General features: G+C 60.5%; 15 protein-coding genes. 9 read left to right on the top strand and 6 right to left on the bottom strand.

Going from position 1 to position 15,018, the window contains the following annotated elements:
* Positions 1 to 252: 252 nt before the first annotated feature.
* Positions 253 to 660 (bottom strand): ArsR/SmtB family transcription factor, encoded by a 408-nt coding sequence (locus tag AC0NIH_RS10350; RefSeq protein WP_287269633.1) that lies wholly within the window; start codon positions 658 to 660, stop codon positions 253 to 255.
* Between the two features lie 170 nt (positions 661 to 830).
* Complete coding sequence (locus tag AC0NIH_RS10345) at positions 831 to 1,385, bottom strand: hypothetical protein (protein ID WP_287269635.1); 555 nt, start codon at positions 1,383 to 1,385, stop codon at positions 831 to 833.
* Between the two features lie 148 nt (positions 1,386 to 1,533).
* Between AC0NIH_RS10345 and AC0NIH_RS10340 the strand changes: the two genes are divergently transcribed.
* The 3 genes from AC0NIH_RS10340 (at position 1,534) to AC0NIH_RS10330 (ending at position 4,077) form a co-directional block, all read left to right on the top strand.
* Complete coding sequence (locus tag AC0NIH_RS10340) at positions 1,534 to 2,088, top strand: transglutaminase-like cysteine peptidase (protein WP_473467921.1); 555 nt, start codon at positions 1,534 to 1,536, stop codon at positions 2,086 to 2,088.
* Between the two features lie 549 nt (positions 2,089 to 2,637).
* A complete protein-coding gene (locus AC0NIH_RS10335) occupies positions 2,638 to 3,663 on the top strand; it encodes a sulfate ABC transporter substrate-binding protein (protein WP_474025206.1) in 1,026 nt (341 codons plus the stop codon).
* Between the two features lie 177 nt (positions 3,664 to 3,840).
* Positions 3,841 to 4,077 (top strand): hypothetical protein, encoded by a 237-nt coding sequence (locus AC0NIH_RS10330; RefSeq protein ID WP_023765213.1) that lies wholly within the window; start codon positions 3,841 to 3,843, stop codon positions 4,075 to 4,077.
* Between the two features lie 24 nt (positions 4,078 to 4,101).
* Here the strand turns inward: AC0NIH_RS10330 and AC0NIH_RS10325 are convergent, their stop codons facing one another.
* The 3 genes from AC0NIH_RS10325 to cysT all read right to left on the bottom strand — a co-directional run bounded on the left by AC0NIH_RS10325 (position 4,102) and on the right by cysT (position 7,197).
* Positions 4,102 to 5,235, bottom strand: coding sequence for a sulfate/molybdate ABC transporter ATP-binding protein (locus tag AC0NIH_RS10325; protein WP_474025205.1), 1,134 nt, complete (start codon positions 5,233 to 5,235; stop codon positions 4,102 to 4,104).
* A 218-nt stretch (positions 5,236 to 5,453) separates the two neighbouring features.
* Complete coding sequence (gene cysW / locus AC0NIH_RS10320; RefSeq protein WP_023765210.1) at positions 5,454 to 6,338, bottom strand: sulfate ABC transporter permease subunit CysW; 885 nt, start codon at positions 6,336 to 6,338, stop codon at positions 5,454 to 5,456.
* Positions 6,331 to 7,197, bottom strand: coding sequence for a sulfate ABC transporter permease subunit CysT (gene cysT / locus AC0NIH_RS10315; RefSeq protein WP_287269646.1), 867 nt, complete (start codon positions 7,195 to 7,197; stop codon positions 6,331 to 6,333). Before cysT ends, cysW begins: the two co-directional genes overlap by 8 nt.
* 518 nt (positions 7,198 to 7,715) lie before the next feature.
* Between cysT and AC0NIH_RS10310 the strand changes: the two genes are divergently transcribed.
* The 4 genes from AC0NIH_RS10310 to AC0NIH_RS10295 all read left to right on the top strand — a co-directional run bounded on the left by AC0NIH_RS10310 (position 7,716) and on the right by AC0NIH_RS10295 (position 11,754).
* Positions 7,716 to 8,393: a hypothetical protein gene (locus tag AC0NIH_RS10310; RefSeq protein ID WP_023768907.1), complete on the top strand. Its 678-nt coding sequence runs from the start codon at positions 7,716 to 7,718 to the stop codon at positions 8,391 to 8,393.
* Positions 8,394 to 8,487: 94 nt separating this feature from the next.
* Positions 8,488 to 9,120 (top strand): peptidoglycan-binding domain-containing protein, encoded by a 633-nt coding sequence (locus AC0NIH_RS10305; protein ID WP_473468786.1) that lies wholly within the window; start codon positions 8,488 to 8,490, stop codon positions 9,118 to 9,120.
* 259 nt (positions 9,121 to 9,379) lie between these two features.
* Positions 9,380 to 10,729 (top strand): UDP-glucose dehydrogenase family protein, encoded by a 1,350-nt coding sequence (locus AC0NIH_RS10300; protein ID WP_473468783.1) that lies wholly within the window; start codon positions 9,380 to 9,382, stop codon positions 10,727 to 10,729.
* Positions 10,726 to 11,754 carry an NAD-dependent epimerase/dehydratase family protein gene (locus tag AC0NIH_RS10295; RefSeq protein ID WP_473468781.1) on the top strand — a complete coding sequence of 343 codons (1,029 nt, stop codon included), beginning with the start codon at positions 10,726 to 10,728 and terminating at the stop codon, positions 11,752 to 11,754. Before AC0NIH_RS10300 ends, AC0NIH_RS10295 begins: the two co-directional genes overlap by 4 nt.
* A 37-nt stretch (positions 11,755 to 11,791) precedes the next feature.
* On the opposite strand, the gene AC0NIH_RS10290 is transcribed toward AC0NIH_RS10295, so the two are convergent.
* Positions 11,792 to 12,691 carry a formyltransferase family protein gene (locus AC0NIH_RS10290; RefSeq protein ID WP_473468779.1) on the bottom strand — a complete coding sequence of 300 codons (900 nt, stop codon included), beginning with the start codon at positions 12,689 to 12,691 and terminating at the stop codon, positions 11,792 to 11,794.
* A gap of 189 nt (positions 12,692 to 12,880) precedes the next feature.
* Between AC0NIH_RS10290 and AC0NIH_RS10285 the strand changes: the two genes are divergently transcribed.
* Positions 12,881 to 14,074, top strand: a complete 1,194-nt coding sequence (locus tag AC0NIH_RS10285; RefSeq protein ID WP_474025261.1) for a glycosyltransferase family 4 protein — start codon at positions 12,881 to 12,883, stop codon at positions 14,072 to 14,074.
* Entirely contained in the window at positions 14,068 to 14,916 is an 849-nt protein-coding gene (locus AC0NIH_RS10280; RefSeq protein ID WP_013893312.1) for a sulfotransferase domain-containing protein, read from the top strand. The genes AC0NIH_RS10285 and AC0NIH_RS10280 overlap by 7 nt, the downstream gene beginning before the upstream one ends.
* The last annotated feature ends 102 nt before the right edge of the window (positions 14,917 to 15,018 follow it).

The following is a 15,018-nucleotide window of genomic DNA, read 5'->3' as shown; positions in this document are numbered from 1 at the left end:
GCCCCTGTCCCTGTCAGGAACTCTAACAGTGCCGCTGCAAAAGCTCTACCACGATCAACTAATAGATCGTGGGCTTAAGCATCGTTTCCACGCTTGACAGCCGGTAATGACGCTCCAGACGCCATGCCGGGAAGGCCACGCGGCGTTTGATGATTGGAGGCGAAGCAGACCTGCCCCTATCTGCTGCCTGCGCGAGCTGCCAGGATCTGCAGGATGTCATGGATCCGGACGTCTGGATCGAAGGGCGCGGGCTTATGCGGCGGGGGACTTGCGAGGCTTCTCGGCCTGCGAGACTGCAGCCAGGTTCACGGCTACATCGAATATCTGGGTAATTTTTTGACTGATCCCAAAACCACAGGAATAGTAGACGGTCTGTCGGTGACGCCTGGTGGAAACCAGTTGGTGTTTGCGCAGCCTACTCAGATGCTGAGAAAGAGCGCTTTTGCTAAGTCCGACCAGCACAGCCAATTCGCCAACCGAAATCTCGCCTTCCGTCAGATGGCCCAGAATCACAAGTCTTCTCTCATTGCCCAAAACCGCCAGAAGTTCGGCCGCTGGCGCTGCATGGTCAGACAACCTGTCCAGGTTCGGAGAGTTTGCCTCCAGGGTGTTGATAGGCTGCAGTCGCCTGACAGAAAATTCTTTGCGATTGTGTTGCATTAGCCTTGACCCGTTGTCCGGCCAAGCGGCAACGCTCGGTGTCAAGGCGCGTCGCTTGGACCCGCTGGAGCGCGACGCGCCTTCCTGAATTTGGAGCGGGTCAGTCAGGCGCGAAGCCGGATATCACATGCGCTCCAGCAACATCCGACACCGAGTTGCCGGAGCCTCTGCTAATGGCCGGAGCCGCGCCCGGAATCGCCACCCTTGCCGCCATTGTCGCCACTCTTGCCGCCGTCGTCGCCGCTTTTGCCACCGTCGTCGCCGCTCTTGCCACCGATGTCTCCGCCCTTGCCGCCGTCGTCGCCGCCCTTGCCGCCGTTGTCGCCACCCTTGCCGCCGTCATCGCCGCCCTTGCCGCCGTCGTCGCCACCCTTGCCGCCCGTATCACCGCCACTGGAACCGCCTCCGCTGCCAGGCCCGTTGCTGTCGCCAATGCGTGAAAGCGTGGTTGCGATGAGCGAGGTGGTGATGGGTGGGCATTGATCGAGTTGATCTGACGAAAGAATGCTTCCCCGATTGATCGCGATACAACACATCGCATAGTTCGCGTCGGTAAGAGGTTGGCATTGGGCTGCCGTCATCCGCGGCCGTATACTATCCTGTGCTGCCGTAGAACTCATCATACTTGCAGCAAGAACAGCAGATGAGACGAGTAAGGTCGAATGAACCTTTCCCATCAAAGTCATGGATCGCAGCATTTCTTCCTCCAACGCAAAGGTGCGCATGGTCCCAAACCAAGACGCTATCAATTAATTTCTACAATCCGGTAACATATTGTTATGTATGTTTGCCGAGAATACCTTTTTAAGGATTGATTTACCATTTTCTGCGAGGCTTGTTGGCAGCTTGACAACCAAAAGGAGATGGTACGTGATGCGTTTCGCTACGCTTGTTGCCGTAGCCATGGTGGCAACTGGTTGCAGCGCGACAGCCGGCTCCCATGCGATGATGGTCACAAAGGGGTATGCGTTCCCTCCGCCGGCCGCTCGTGTGTTCTGCGCCAACCAGCCACGACTCTGCAGGACCAGCGGGCAGGTCAAGCTGGTGACGCTGACACCGGCACGCAGAGCCGAACTCGAAGCGGTGAACACCTCCGTCAATCGCCGGATCGAGGAGCGCAGTGACCTCGTCACGGCAGGCAGTGCCGATGACTGGCGTCTACCGACCAAACAGGGTGATTGCGAGGATATTGCGATCCTGAAAAAGAGCGAGCTTTTGAAGCGTGGATGGCCGGCTTCCGCCTTGCTTCTGACGGTCGCTTCGCTTGGCGGCGAGGGTCACACGGTTCTCACGGTTCGAACCGACAAGGGCGACTTGATCCTGGATAACCGTGGCAGTGTCATCCGCGATTGGTCAAACACTTCGTACCGTTATTTTGCCAGACAGTCGCAATCGGCCAACGGGAAGTGGGTACGGATCGGTTCTTGAACTCCGGTGCAAAACCCGGTCCAACCGAGGCATGCCGGCAAGAATGCGCGGCTGTTTGGGATAGCGACCTGCGCAAAATGGCTTGAAGCGTGTCGACCGGACACCCTTTTCCAACGCAATGCGCCTCCAAAGCACGGAGCGGCCTATATGCCCGAGCCTCTGTATCGGGCGGCTTCCACCCAGAATGCGAGCGCAATTGCTGGAGAACGTCCCTTCACTTCAAAATCTTGCCCCCGATGGCTTCCCGCCGCGATCCATACAGTCTTTGAACGCTGATAGATCGTGATGCCTCGTGCTTGCGCCCGAGCACATAGGTTCGCGTCATTATGAGACATTTTTCTAGCCCCGTTGCCCATCCACCTTGCAAAACGATTGTGGTGGCCAAGTTCTTCCCGACAAAAGCCCGCACCGGCGCGACGGCCTTTTGCCGCGGTCTTCGTCCCAAGGCCCGCCTTTTGGATTAGCTGATGCGGCATGTCTGTCCTTTCGGATGAATGCACCGTTTTTCTATAAATTTGGTAGAGTTATCCGTCATCAACGGAGGCAGAAATGACCAAACCTCATTTCAAGAAACTGCTCGGCGTACTGGTCGCCGCATCTGTCCAGTTCGGCACGCTCGGTTTCGCGTTTGCCGACACCACCATTCTCAACGTGTCCTACGATCCGACACGCGAGCTCTACAAGGCCTATGACGAGGCCTTCGTCGCGCACTGGAAGGCCGAGACTGGCGAGACGGTCACCATCCAGCAGTCGCATGGCGGATCGGGCGCCCAGGCGCGCGCCGTGATCGACGGCCTCGAGGCCGATGTGGTGACGCTGGCGCTCGAGGGCGACATCAACGCCATCGTCTCGAAGTCGAAGAAGATCAATCCCGACTGGCGCACCAAATTCGAAAACAATTCGGCGCCCTACACCTCGACCATCATCTTCCTGGTCCGCAAGGGCAATCCCAAGGGCATCCACGACTGGAACGACCTCGTCAAGGACGGCACCCAGGTGATCACGCCCAACCCCAAGACCTCCGGCGGCGCCCGCTGGAACTATCTGGCGGCCTGGGCTTACGCCAACGCCAACGATGGCGGCGACGAAGCCAAGACCAAGGAATTCGTCGGCAAGCTCTATGCCAATGCTCCGGTGCTCGACACCGGCGCGCGCGGCTCGACCGTGACCTTCGCGCAAAAGGGCATCGGCGACGTGCTGATCGGCTGGGAAAACGACGCCTATCTGGCGCTCGATGAGTTCGGCGCCGACAATTTCGAGATCGTCTATCCGCCGACATCGATCCTGGCCGAGCCGCCGGTGGCGATCGTCGACGCCAATGTCGATGCCAAGGGCACGCGCAAGGTCGCCGAAGCGTATCTCGGCTGGCTCTATTCCAAGGAAGGCCAGACCATCATCGCCAAGAACCACTATCGCCCGGCCAAGCCCGAACTGGTGGCGCCGGCGGATCTGCCCAAGACCCCCGATATCAAGCTGATCTCCATCGACGATCCGCTTTTCGGCGGCTGGAAGAAGGCACAGCCTTATCATTTCGGCGACGGTGGCATATTCGACCAGATCTACAAGCCCGAGTAAGCCCGCCGGTGGGAACGGAAGAAGCTTCCAAACGGCTTCTCCACCCCCTGATGCCCGTGCCGTCGGTTGAACAACCATAATGGTGACCCGATTATAACGTTGGATTGGCCTCGAACCGGGAACGAGGGGTGGCAGCGTCTGCACACCTCCAGATTCTCGGTCTCGCGGGAGGACCTTATGGCTGTTGGAGAACTGCAACCGGACGACAAGCTTAGTCGTCTTCTTGCCTCGGGCTGGTCCGTTGTCGGGTACTCGACGACAATGATGGCCGCCGGGAGAATGACCCATTCGGTCCTGCTGCAAAAAGAACATGTACTGATCTCGGCGACTATCGTGGCTGAGGGCGATCACGAGATCGGGCGCGCTTTCACGATGCTGGCGCCGGCACCAGACACGAAGAAGCGTCGGTCCTGAAGCCGACGCTGTGATCGGCCCAATTCAGGCGGCGCGCGTGGTGGGCTTTAGCCGCTCGGGCTTTTCCAAAACCCGTTTCCTGCCGCTCGCAAACGCGAACGTGCGATTCTGGATCGCGGTCGACGCCGGAAACAGCTTCCAACGCCCCGGCCGGAAAGCCACCCGGCTCTTCTGCGCCGCCGGGTGGTCGACCGGCAGCTCGATCTCGACCCGCTGGCGTTCGCCGCCGATTTCGAGCTCGACGCGCCGTGTGCCGGCGACGCGGCGGCTGGCGGTCACCGTGCCGGCGATGCAGCCGCTGCAGCCATCCAGCAGGTCGACATCGTGCGGGCGGAAATACAACGTCGCATCGCCAGAGAGCTCACCGGGCGCCGACAGCCCGATCGGGCGGTCGGCGAGCCAGATCTCGCCGTTCTCGACCTTGACGGGGAGCGAGCTCGATTCCCCGATGAAGCCGTAGACGAAGGGCGAGTTCGGCGTGTCGTAGATGTCGTCGGCGGTGCCGACCTGCTCGATGCGGCCCTGGCTCATCACCACGACGCGGTCGGCAAGCTCCAGCGCCTCTTCCTGGTCGTGGGTGACGAAGACGGTGGTGTGGCCGGTGGCATCATGGATCTCGCGCAGCCAGCGGCGCAGTTCACGCCGCACCTGCGCATCAAGCGCGCCGAACGGCTCGTCGAGCAGCAGCACCTTGGGTTCGATCGCCATGGCGCGTGCCAGCGCCACGCGCTGGCGCTGGCCGCCGGAAAGCTGTGCCGGATAGCGCTTTTCCAGGCCCGAGAGCTGGACGAGATCGAGAAGCTCGGAGGCGCGGCGGCGGATTTCCCGCGCCGGCGGCCGCGATGGCCCGTGCCGGACCTTGAGGCCGAAGCCGATATTGTCGGCCACCGTCATGTGCCGGAACAGCGCATAGTGCTGGAAGACGAAGCCGACATTGCGCTCCTGGATCGATCTCTGCGAGGCATCCTCGTCGCCGAAGAAGATCTTTCCCCGCGTCGGCCGCTCCAGCCCGGCGATCAGCCTGAGCAGCGTCGTCTTGCCGGAGCCGGACGGCCCCAGCAACGCGATCAACTCGCCCGACTTGATGTCGAGCGACACGTCGTGGAGCGCGGGAAACCGCTCGAATTCCTTGCGCACATTGGCAACGCGAACTTCCATCAACAGCCCCTTTGTACTGGATGCATGTCTTCAGCCCAAAACCGGTTCCCACTTTTGGGCGACATATCTTCTGGTTCATGCATGCCGCTGCCCCAAAACCGGATTCCGCTTTTGGGCGACATATCTTCTGGTTCATGCATCTCGTTGCCCCAAAACCGATTCCCACTTTTGGGCGACATACCCCAAAACCGGATTCCACTTTTGGGCGACATGCATTGTCAGTGCCCGCGCGTCGCGGCGAGTTCGGCGCCGTAGCGCATCTCGAGCAGTGTTTTCAAGACCAGCGTGACCAGCGCCAGCCCGGCCAGCAACGAGGCGACGGCGAAGGCGCCGACAGCGTTGTACTCGTTGTAGAGGATTTCGACATGCAGCGGCATGGTGTTGGTCAGGCCGCGTATATGGCCCGACACCACCGACACCGCGCCGAATTCGCCCATGGCGCGCGCATTGCACAACAGCACGCCGTAGAGCAGCCCCCATTTGACGTTGGGCAAGGTGACGAACCAGAAGGTCTGCCAGCCATTGGCGCCGAGCGAAAGTGCTGCCTCCTCATCGCCATTGCCCTGTTCCTGCATCAGCGGGATCAGCTCGCGGGCGACGAACGGGAAGGTGACGAAGACGGTGGCCAGCACAATGCCCGGCACGGCGAACAGGATCTGGATGCCATGTCCCTTCAGCCACTCGCCGAGCAACCCTTGCGCGCCGAACAAAAGCACATAGACCAGGCCCGAGATCACCGGCGAGACCGAGAAGGGCAGGTCGATCAGCGTGGTCAGGAAGGCCTTGCCCTTGAATTCGAACTTGGCGATCGCCCAGGCGGCGGAGATGCCGAAGACGACATTGAGCGGCACCGAGATCGCGGCGACCAGCAATGTCAGGTGGATGGCCGAGCGCGCATCCGCTTCGCCCAGGGCCTGCGTATAGGCACCGACGCCTTTCGCCAGCGCCTCATGGAAGACGATGATCAGCGGCAAGAGCAGGAAGACGCCGAGGAAGGCAAAGGCGATCGCCATCAGCACGGCCTGCGCCGGGCGGCTTTCGGTCACCGCCGCCGAGCGGCTCTCATGGTAGGGTTCCCAGGATTTGATTTCGGGATCAGCCATAGCGCTTGCGGCTCCATGTCTGCACCAGATTGACGACCAGAAGCATGACGAACGACAGAGCCAGCATGATCGCCGCGATCGCGGTCGCCGCCGGATAGTTGTATTCCTCGAGCCGGATGACGATCAAAAGCGGCGCGATCTCGGATTTGTAAGGCAAATTGCCGGCGATGAAGATGACCGAGCCGTATTCGCCGACGCCGCGGGCAAAGGCCAGCGAAAAGCCGGTGATGATGGCCGGCGCCAGGCCCGGGAACAGCACGCGGGTGATGATCTGGAAGCGGCTGGCGCCAAGCGTGGCGGCGGCTTCCTCGACCTCCTTGTCGATCTCTTCCATGATCGGCTGCACGGTGCGCACGACGAAGGGCAGGCCGATGAAGACCAGGGCGATGACGATGCCGAGCGGCGTGTAGGCGACCTTGATGCCGAGCGGCATCAGGAGCTTGCCGATCCAGCCGTTCGGCGCATAGAGCGTGGTCAGCGCGATGCCGGCGACCGCGGTCGGCAGGGCGAAGGGCAGGTCGACCATGGCATCGACGATGCGGCGGCCGGGAAAGCGGTAGCGCACCAGCACCCAGGCGACCAGCGTGCCGAAGACGACATTGACGATCGCCGCGACAAAGGCGGTGCCGAAGCTGATCTCCAGCGCGTTGATGGTGCGGCGGTCGGTGGCGATCGCCCAGAAATCGGTCCAGCCAAGCGCGGCCGAGCGCCAGATCAGCCCGGACAGCGGGATGAGGATGATGAGGGTGAGGTAGGCAAGCGACAAGCCGAGCGTCAATCCGAAACCCGGAATGACACTCGGCTGCCTGAACCGCCACCCCGCCTGCGCGGGTGCTGTGGTCGCGAATGTTGCGGTCATCGAGTTCAGGGGAGTCCCTCCCGCTCAACCAGGATTGCTCCCGCTAAAGGCTCCAAGAGGTTGGCGTGCGCAAGTTGTTTGAACGATCCCTGCCACTACGTCTATTCGCTCAGTGGAATTTCGCCTCCGCCGCCATTCGGAATTTTTGCGGCCGTGCAGCTACCACTTAGTGAGCGGATAATCGGGCTAGGCCGGGTAGGCCCCCTCCCCGAAATGATAAGGGCGACCCCATTTTCAATCGGCTCATACTCCACCGCTGGAACACGCGCCTGCATATGCGGGTGCGATATCGAAGTGTCCTGCCGTGTACCACCATGCCGATCCGCAGCGCTCCGCTGTCGAATGTCGGCATGAAAGGCAACAGGCAGGTGAAGCCGAAAGTATAGCCATCCCCAACAGAATAGGTGGGGTGAGCCTTAATAGCATCTCTAGCAATACCCTTGGAGGAGTTCTGCGTAGGGCCAAGCCAACGTAATAATAAGGGGGCTGGCTGGATATCGATCGGGGAGGAGAAGGAAATGGAGAGCATTTCAAAAGAACTGATGAAACTGGCAGAACACATCCGCCCGGCGCGAGAAGCGTTCGCTGAAGCGGATAAAAGGAGGATCGAATCCGCCTTGGAGGCGGGACGGCTTCTCTGCCAAGCCAAGCATGACTGCCCACACCAGCAATGGCTGGCTTTCCTGACATTGGCCGATATCTATGAGCGACAGGCGCAAGAGTTGATGCACCTGGCCCGGGCGGGATTGACGGCACACGTCGTTTCCGAAATCGGCGGCATCGATGCGGCGCTGGCCTACCTGGTGAAGGCAAGATTACCCGAGCCGGGCGAATGCCTGACTGTCGGACGGATAGGCTGGCCTGAAAAGAACACGCCCTTCGCCATCATCAAGCCCAACGCCACCCATCCTGGTTACTATGACGTGGCAATCGCCGACATGTGGGCCAATCCCGCAACGGTCTTCTCCTCCACCAAGCCGCTGAAGGGGGGAAGTGTACGGCTTGCCGACGGGTCGTTCTTCGACAACCTCTGGCGTATTGTCGATAGGGAATTGGACGTACCGCACTCGCAGCGCGAATTCCAAATGATGCCGGTGGATCTGTTTTCCCAGGATGGAGCTTTCCTCTTCGCAAAACCGGCCACCATTGCAACTGCTGGTTCGAAGACAAACCGGGCTCCCAACTACGCGCATTGACTTCGTCGCATGAGCCGGGCCTGTCGGCAGGTCTCCATTGCGGCCACGGAAATGAGGGGGCGCTCCAGCCAATACCGCCAGAGTGGAGAGATCGATGAAAAGTCACCGTGCCAGAGCCGGCGCACTGTGCTTGGCGCTGATGATGATGATATCGGAATACTCCATTGCGCAGTCCCAACTAAGCCAGGCAGAAATCTATCGAGCCCAAGCGCGGCTGTTCGAGAGCAATTTCCTGACTCGTATTCCCGATGGCAGGATTGGTCGGCGGACGTTGGATGCTCTGAGAGCCTGGCAGCGACAGGCGAAGCGGCCGCAGACCGCGGAATTGACGAAGAAAGAGTTCGACCAGCTGATGCGTTTCGATCCCGGCAAACACGCTTGGGAAGCGATATCTGGATCAACGGACGGGACCTGGATCGCGGTTTGGGGACATCGCTCCGGGGTAGAAGCAGCCAAAAAGGCCTTGGCGGGGTGCCAGAAGAAATCGTCTCGGCCCGACGATTGTTCGTACGTCTCCAATTCCGTAGATCGGAGCGGCCCAGGGTGGTCTGCTGCCGTTTTTTGTGAGCAGCGAGGTCTCTTTCGAAAGAAAGGGCAGATGTTCCTGCACAATGGCTTGAACCGGAAATCAGCCATGGACCAAGCGTTCGCCGCTGCATCGACCGCGAAATTTCGCCCGTCTCAATGCACTCTCGTGAAGGCATTGAACGGAGACGGACAACAGTGAACCATTTCAACAGCGTTTTGCGAACGGGCGCCGAAGGCAACTGGACACCTGTCCTTCATTGACGTTCTGGCGGGGAGGTATCGCTCGGGTCCGGACCAGCGACAAGATCATCCACATTAAGCGTAGTCAGACGGTGCCGGCCAACGTTTTCAGATCGCGGCGGTCTCGGAAGAGGTAATGCCATACCCGATTTCGCGCTCCATTTTCTTGATCGCTGCAGGCTTAATCGAGCGGCATCATCATCAGGGGTGACGAGTTCATGCGCATTGCGGTTGTCGGCTCAGGGTATGTCGGTCTCGTGTCTGGAGCATGCTTGGCTGACTTTGGTCACAAAGTCGTCTGCATCGACAAGGCTGAGGCAAAAATCGTCGATCTTCAGGCCGGAAGAATGCCAATCTATGAGCCTGGTCTCGAAGACCTCGTCGGCAAGAATTCCGCGACCGGGCAGCTCGCCTTCAGCAGCGAACTCGCGCCAGCGGTCGCCGACGCAGATGTGGTGTTCATTGCTGTCGGGACGCCTTCGCGGCGAGGCGACGGTCACGCCGATCTTTCCTATATTTACGAGGCGGCGCGGGAAATCGCGGCCGCGGTTCGGGGCTTCACGGTGGTCTGTGTCAAATCCACAGTGCCGGTGGGGACCGGAGATGAAGTCGAACGAATTATCCGCAACTGCAATCCGACGGCGGATGTAGCAATCGTGTCGAACCCGGAATTCCTTCGCGAAGGGGCTGCCATCGACGACTTCAAACGCCCCGACAGGATCGTTATCGGCCTGCCGTCGGACGAACGCAGCCGCGAGGTGATGGCGGAAGTCTATCGGCCGCTCTATCTCAACCAGGCGCCGATCATGTTCACCGGACGTCGCACGTCAGAACTGATAAAATATGCGGCCAACGCCTTCCTGGCGCTCAAGATTACATTCATCAACGAGATGGCGGATCTTTGCGAGAACGTGGGCGCGAACGTGCAGGAGGTGGCGCGCGGTATCGGGCTCGACAATCGCATTGGCTCGAAATTCCTGCATGCAGGCCCAGGGTACGGGGGATCCTGTTTTCCCAAGGATACGCTGGCTCTCGTCAAGACGGCGCAAGATAGCGGTGCGCCGCTACGGCTGATCGAAACAACCGTCGCCGTGAACGACCAGCGAAAGCGCACCATGGCCCGCAGGATCGTCCTCGCCTGCGGCGGCAACGTGCGTGCAAAGACGATAGCCGTGCTCGGCCTCACATTCAAACCCAACACGGATGATGTCCGTGACGCACCTTCCCTCTCGATCATCCAGGCTTTGATCGATTTTGGAGCGCATGTCCGCGTGTATGACCCGGAAGGCATGGAACAGGCCAAGCTCATGCTCGGTGCGAGCGTCGATTACGCGAAGGGAGTATACGAATGTGCCAAGGGCGCTGATGCCTTGGTGATCGTCACCGAGTGGAACCAGTTCCGCGCCCTGGATTTTGAACGCCTGTCACGCTCCATGTCGAAGCAGCTTGTGGTCGATCTTCGCAACATCTACAGGCGCGAAGAGGTCTGCAAGCATGGCTTCGAGTACGTCAACATCGGCGAGGGTGTGGCAGAAGACGGATCTGTTTTTGCCGCGGCCGCCGAATGAGGTATTTCGTCACCGGAACCGCCGGGTTTGTCGGATTTCATCTGGCGCGCCGCCTGCTGGACGAAGGTCACTCGGTGACCGGGTACGATGGGATGACGCCCTATTACGACGTTGCGTTGAAGCAATCCCGACATTCCCTGCTGCAGCGATACGACGCCTTTCGCTTCCACATCGGACAGTTGGAGGACATGGGCGCCCTGCGGCGGGCGGCAGACTCGGCGAAGCCCGATGTGATTGTCCATCTGGCCGCGCAGGCCGGCGTGCGATACTCGATCGACAATCCGCGAAGCTACACCGACAGCAATCTGGTCGGTTCCTTCAACGTGCTTGAGCTTGCCCGCGATCTAAAGCCAAGGCATCTGCTGCTTGCCTCCACCAGCTCGGTCTACGGCGCGAATGATACAACCCCGTTTGTTGAGACCGACCAGACCGATTGGCCGCTGACGTTCTACGCCGCCACAAAGAAGGCGGTGGAGGCGATGTCACATTCGTATTCGCATCTTTTCCAGATTCCAACGACGTCCTTCCGCTTCTTCACCGTGTATGGGCCATGGGGCCGACCCGACATGGCGCTCTTCAAATTCGTTGACGCCATCGAGAACGGTCGCCCGATTGAAATCTATGGCGAAGGCGCGATGAGACGCGACTTCACCTATGTCGACGATCTTGTTGAAGCCATCGTTCGGCTCATCGGATGCGCGCCCGTTTGCGGCCGGCCGATGTCGGGCCCTGATGTCGTCGATACGCTGTCGCCTGTGGCGCCGTGGCGCGTGGTCAATATAGGCGGCGGCCAGCCTGTGGAGCTGTTGTCTTTCATCGAGACAATCGAGAACTGCCTCGCCAAACGCGCCATCCGCAAGAGCCTGCCGATGCAATCAGGCGACATGTCGGTGACATATGCCGACCCGCGCCTCCTGCAGGCCCTGACAGGCTTTCGCCCCGAGACCAGCGTCGAGGACGGGGTGGCTGCCTTCGTGCGCTGGTATCTGCAAGAACGACCAGCGCGCCCGACAATCGCCGCCTAGGCATTTCTTCGCTCCAAGCAGGCGGCAAACATGGCCCTCAGGCCGACACCAGCTTGGCATGCACTTTGGGCTTGCTACCGCGCCAGGATGTCACCTCAATGGTTTCTCCGTCGCCGCAAAGCACTGCAAAACCGCTGCCGGTATGAGCCTGGACCTGGCCACTCAGCCCTATGTAGCGCCCTCGCCCCGCAAACATGCGTGCCTGGTCGACGAAGATCTTGCTGCCCCCTTCGAGAGTGAAGGCGCCTGGATAGGGGTCGCCGACAGCGCGGACAAGGCGAAGAATGCTTTCAGCCGTTTGCGTCCAATCTATCGATCCGTCGTCCGCCGAGCGCTTGGCGCAGTAGCTGGCGAGCGAGTCATCCTGCACGACGCCGACGCTGTTGTCGCGAGCGATCGCCGACACGGCGAGAGGTGTCATTTCCCGCAGGGCCTGCTTGTGCTTTTCGTAAAGCGAACGCGCGGTCTCGTCCTCGGCCACCGGAAAAAGCTTCTGCATTACAATGGGACCGCTATCGACGCCTTCGTCGAGCCGAAAAAATGTGGACCCGGTCTCCTTCTCGTTGGCGATGATCGTCCACGGGATCACCGCCCTGCCCCGAAAGCGCGGCAGTGGGGCCGGATGGAAGCCTATCGACCCAAGGCGGGCGATCGCACGAAATTCGGCTCGGCAGATCTGCGACCAACCGACGACCAGCGTCAAATCGGGGCGTCCTTCCGCGAGCCAGGCGATTGTGTCGGGCGCGTTGATGTTCCTGGTCAGATGGACCGAGGCTCCCGCCGCGCGTGCCGGACCTGACAGATCGACGAAATCGGAATGGCGTGCGGAAGCTTCGTCCGCCAAGGTGACAAGCAGCGAGGGCGTCATGCCCGCTTCGACGAGGGCGTCAAACGCAACACGGGACCCCTCCACCGCACCGACGAATGCTATGCGCATGAAATCCGGACTCCAATACGTTGCCGCGGCGACCGTGAGACACTGACCCTTTCTATTGTGCGGTTCGATCCTACGCCCAAGTCCAACTTTAGAGGTAACCGATCGTCTCCGATGCATCCCAATGTGCAACTCTTCGCAGCGGCAAAAAGCTGGATAGTTGGTGGATCGGAGTTGAGATTGGAACGGTTGATGGACTGGGGCGCGGGCCTGACTCTTCTGGATCGCGATGCCGTCGGGGGTGAACCCCTGCGCATCGGCTCCAGTCGGCCGCACGTGGTGATCGTCCTGCCTGGACTGGGCGCCGGCGGCACCGAACATGTCGTCAATGTTCTCGCCAACCAGTGGGCAGCAAGGGGCTGGCAGGTGACACTGGTTACATTCGAGGCCCCCGGTCCCCCGCCTTACTATCATTTCGATCCCGCGGTCAGGATAGAGCGGTTGGGATTGCCGCAGATGAAGCGGTCCAGGCTGGGGGCAATTGGCGCAAGCGCACGCCGGACATTTCTCCTACGTCGAACGCTCAAGAAACTGGCTCCGGATGTGGTCCTGAGCTTTCTCACGCGCACGAACGTGATGTCGCTGGCGGCAAGCCGGGGGCTGGGTCTCGACGTCGTGGTTTCGGAGCGCAACAATCCCGCGCTGCAGGACGTGGGTCCGGTCTGGCGGTTCCTTCGGGCAAAGCTTTATCCATCCGCCTTCGGATTGGTCACCATGACCACTGGCGCGCTGAACTACTTCAGCCCTGCCATGCGAAGGCGAAGCTGGGTTATTCCCAATCCCGTCGATCTTCCCGCAACAGGCAAACCGCGCCGGATCGGCGCCGTGCTCGTCGCTGTCGGCCGCCTGGTCCCGCAGAAAGGCTTCGACCTGCTGCTGAAGGCATTCGCCAACATCCGCCGCGATTTTCCCGAATGGAAGCTGGTTATCTGGGGCGAAGGTCCCGACCGTGCCGAATTGGAAGCCGAGCGGGATCGCCTGGGCCTACAGGGTTACGTTGAAATGCCCGGGGTAACCAGCCGGCCCGGCATCTGGGTGGAGACCGCCGACGCCTTTGTCCTTTCGTCCCGCTATGAAGGTTGGGGGATCGTGCTGCTCGAGGCAATGGCGGCCGGCCTGCCCGTCATATCCTTCGACTGCCAGTGGGGTCCCCGCGAGATGGTCGATAATGAGAAGGATGGACTTCTCGTCGAGAACGGAAATGTCGATGCGCTCGCGCAGGGCCTGCGGCGGCTGCTTGGCGATGAAACACTCCGCAAAAAACTCGGCGCGGCCGCAGCGGCAAGTGCCGCAAGGTTCACGCCTGAATATGTGATGCAGAATTGGGACCAGGTCATTCACGCCGTCCTGGCGGCGCGCGGTAATGAAGAGCTCTCGCCATGCTAACCACCCAGCGCGCCCTGCGCAAAATGGAAACGCGCATCAAGATGACCTGGGCCGCCTCCGGGGCGGACGCGTTCCTTGTCTCCTATCCGAAATCCGGGCGAACCTGGTTCAGGCATATCCTGTCAGACTACTTCAGCCGGACGGCTCACGACGGAAATGTCGACCTCTTCCGCATGTTCGAAGTCCTTCCAAACTTCGACCTCGATCCGGAGCGTGGGATTCCGGCTTTCCGTTACACTGAACAGCGCTCCCGGGTGCCGCTTATCCTCGTTTCGCACCTCAACTACAGGCATATGCTGTTCTTGCACCGGCCGGTCATTTTCATGGTTCGCGATCCTCGCGACGTTGTTGTGTCAGCCTATTTCCACGCGACGCGCCACAAGCATCGATTCGAAGGCGATATGGATGCTTTCATCTGCGACTATCAGCAGGGCCTGCCGGCTCTTATCGTGTATTTGAACAGCTGGGCGAAGGGCCTGAAGCATCACAGGCATGCCGTCTTGAGCTATGAAGAACTGACCGGTGACCCTGTCGGCACGTCCTCGCGCATTCTGAGATTTCTACGCCACGATCCGTCCGCAGCTGACCTCGAGGAGGCCATCGAGGCTTCTCGTTTTGAAGCGATGCGTGAACATGAGGTGGCGGGGGGCCTGCCGGCGCATGTGTATGACAGAGGCGACGCCGAAAGCCGGCGCATGCGCCGCGGAAAGGTCGGAGGGTTCGCCGACTACCTCACCGACGCGCAAGCCGAACTGATTGAACGGACCTGCTCCGAGTGGTTGACCTCGGCCGCCAAGGAGTTGCTTTGCCGCGGTGGAATCCACTTCTCGCGGTACAATTGAAGGCTTGTCCTAGGTTCGTCAGTTCGAGCCTGTCTCGCCCCCGGGATCGTCCGGATCGCGGTTGCCGCAGCCTGCGGCGGAGACGGCAGCCTTCAGCGCTCT

Source organism: Mesorhizobium sp. WSM1386 (genome assembly GCF_055901595.1).
The sequence above is the reverse complement of the archived record's forward strand: the minus strand, read 5'-3'. Positions and strand labels throughout refer to the sequence as shown.

Coding starts and splice junctions, on each gene's coding strand:
- AC0NIH_RS10335 (WP_474025206.1), top strand. CDS start 2,638: ATGACCAAACCTCATTTCAAGAAACTGCTCGGCGTACTGGTCGCCGCA.
- AC0NIH_RS10290 (WP_473468779.1), bottom strand. CDS start 12,691: ATGCGCATAGCATTCGTCGGTGCGGTGGAGGGGTCCCGTGTTGCGTTT.
- AC0NIH_RS10310 (WP_023768907.1), top strand. CDS start 7,716: ATGGAGAGCATTTCAAAAGAACTGATGAAACTGGCAGAACACATCCGC.
- AC0NIH_RS10350 (WP_287269633.1), bottom strand. CDS start 660: ATGCAACACAATCGCAAAGAATTTTCTGTCAGGCGACTGCAGCCTATC.
- AC0NIH_RS10300 (WP_473468783.1), top strand. CDS start 9,380: ATGCGCATTGCGGTTGTCGGCTCAGGGTATGTCGGTCTCGTGTCTGGA.
- AC0NIH_RS10285 (WP_474025261.1), top strand. CDS start 12,881: ATGGACTGGGGCGCGGGCCTGACTCTTCTGGATCGCGATGCCGTCGGG.
- AC0NIH_RS10345 (WP_287269635.1), bottom strand. CDS start 1,385: ATGCGCACCTTTGCGTTGGAGGAAGAAATGCTGCGATCCATGACTTTG.
- AC0NIH_RS10280 (WP_013893312.1), top strand. CDS start 14,068: ATGCTAACCACCCAGCGCGCCCTGCGCAAAATGGAAACGCGCATCAAG.
- cysT (WP_287269646.1), bottom strand. CDS start 7,197: ATGACCGCAACATTCGCGACCACAGCACCCGCGCAGGCGGGGTGGCGG.
- AC0NIH_RS10330 (WP_023765213.1), top strand. CDS start 3,841: ATGGCTGTTGGAGAACTGCAACCGGACGACAAGCTTAGTCGTCTTCTT.
- AC0NIH_RS10305 (WP_473468786.1), top strand. CDS start 8,488: ATGAAAAGTCACCGTGCCAGAGCCGGCGCACTGTGCTTGGCGCTGATG.
- AC0NIH_RS10295 (WP_473468781.1), top strand. CDS start 10,726: ATGAGGTATTTCGTCACCGGAACCGCCGGGTTTGTCGGATTTCATCTG.
- cysW (WP_023765210.1), bottom strand. CDS start 6,338: ATGGCTGATCCCGAAATCAAATCCTGGGAACCCTACCATGAGAGCCGC.
- AC0NIH_RS10325 (WP_474025205.1), bottom strand. CDS start 5,235: ATGGAAGTTCGCGTTGCCAATGTGCGCAAGGAATTCGAGCGGTTTCCC.
- AC0NIH_RS10340 (WP_473467921.1), top strand. CDS start 1,534: ATGCGTTTCGCTACGCTTGTTGCCGTAGCCATGGTGGCAACTGGTTGC.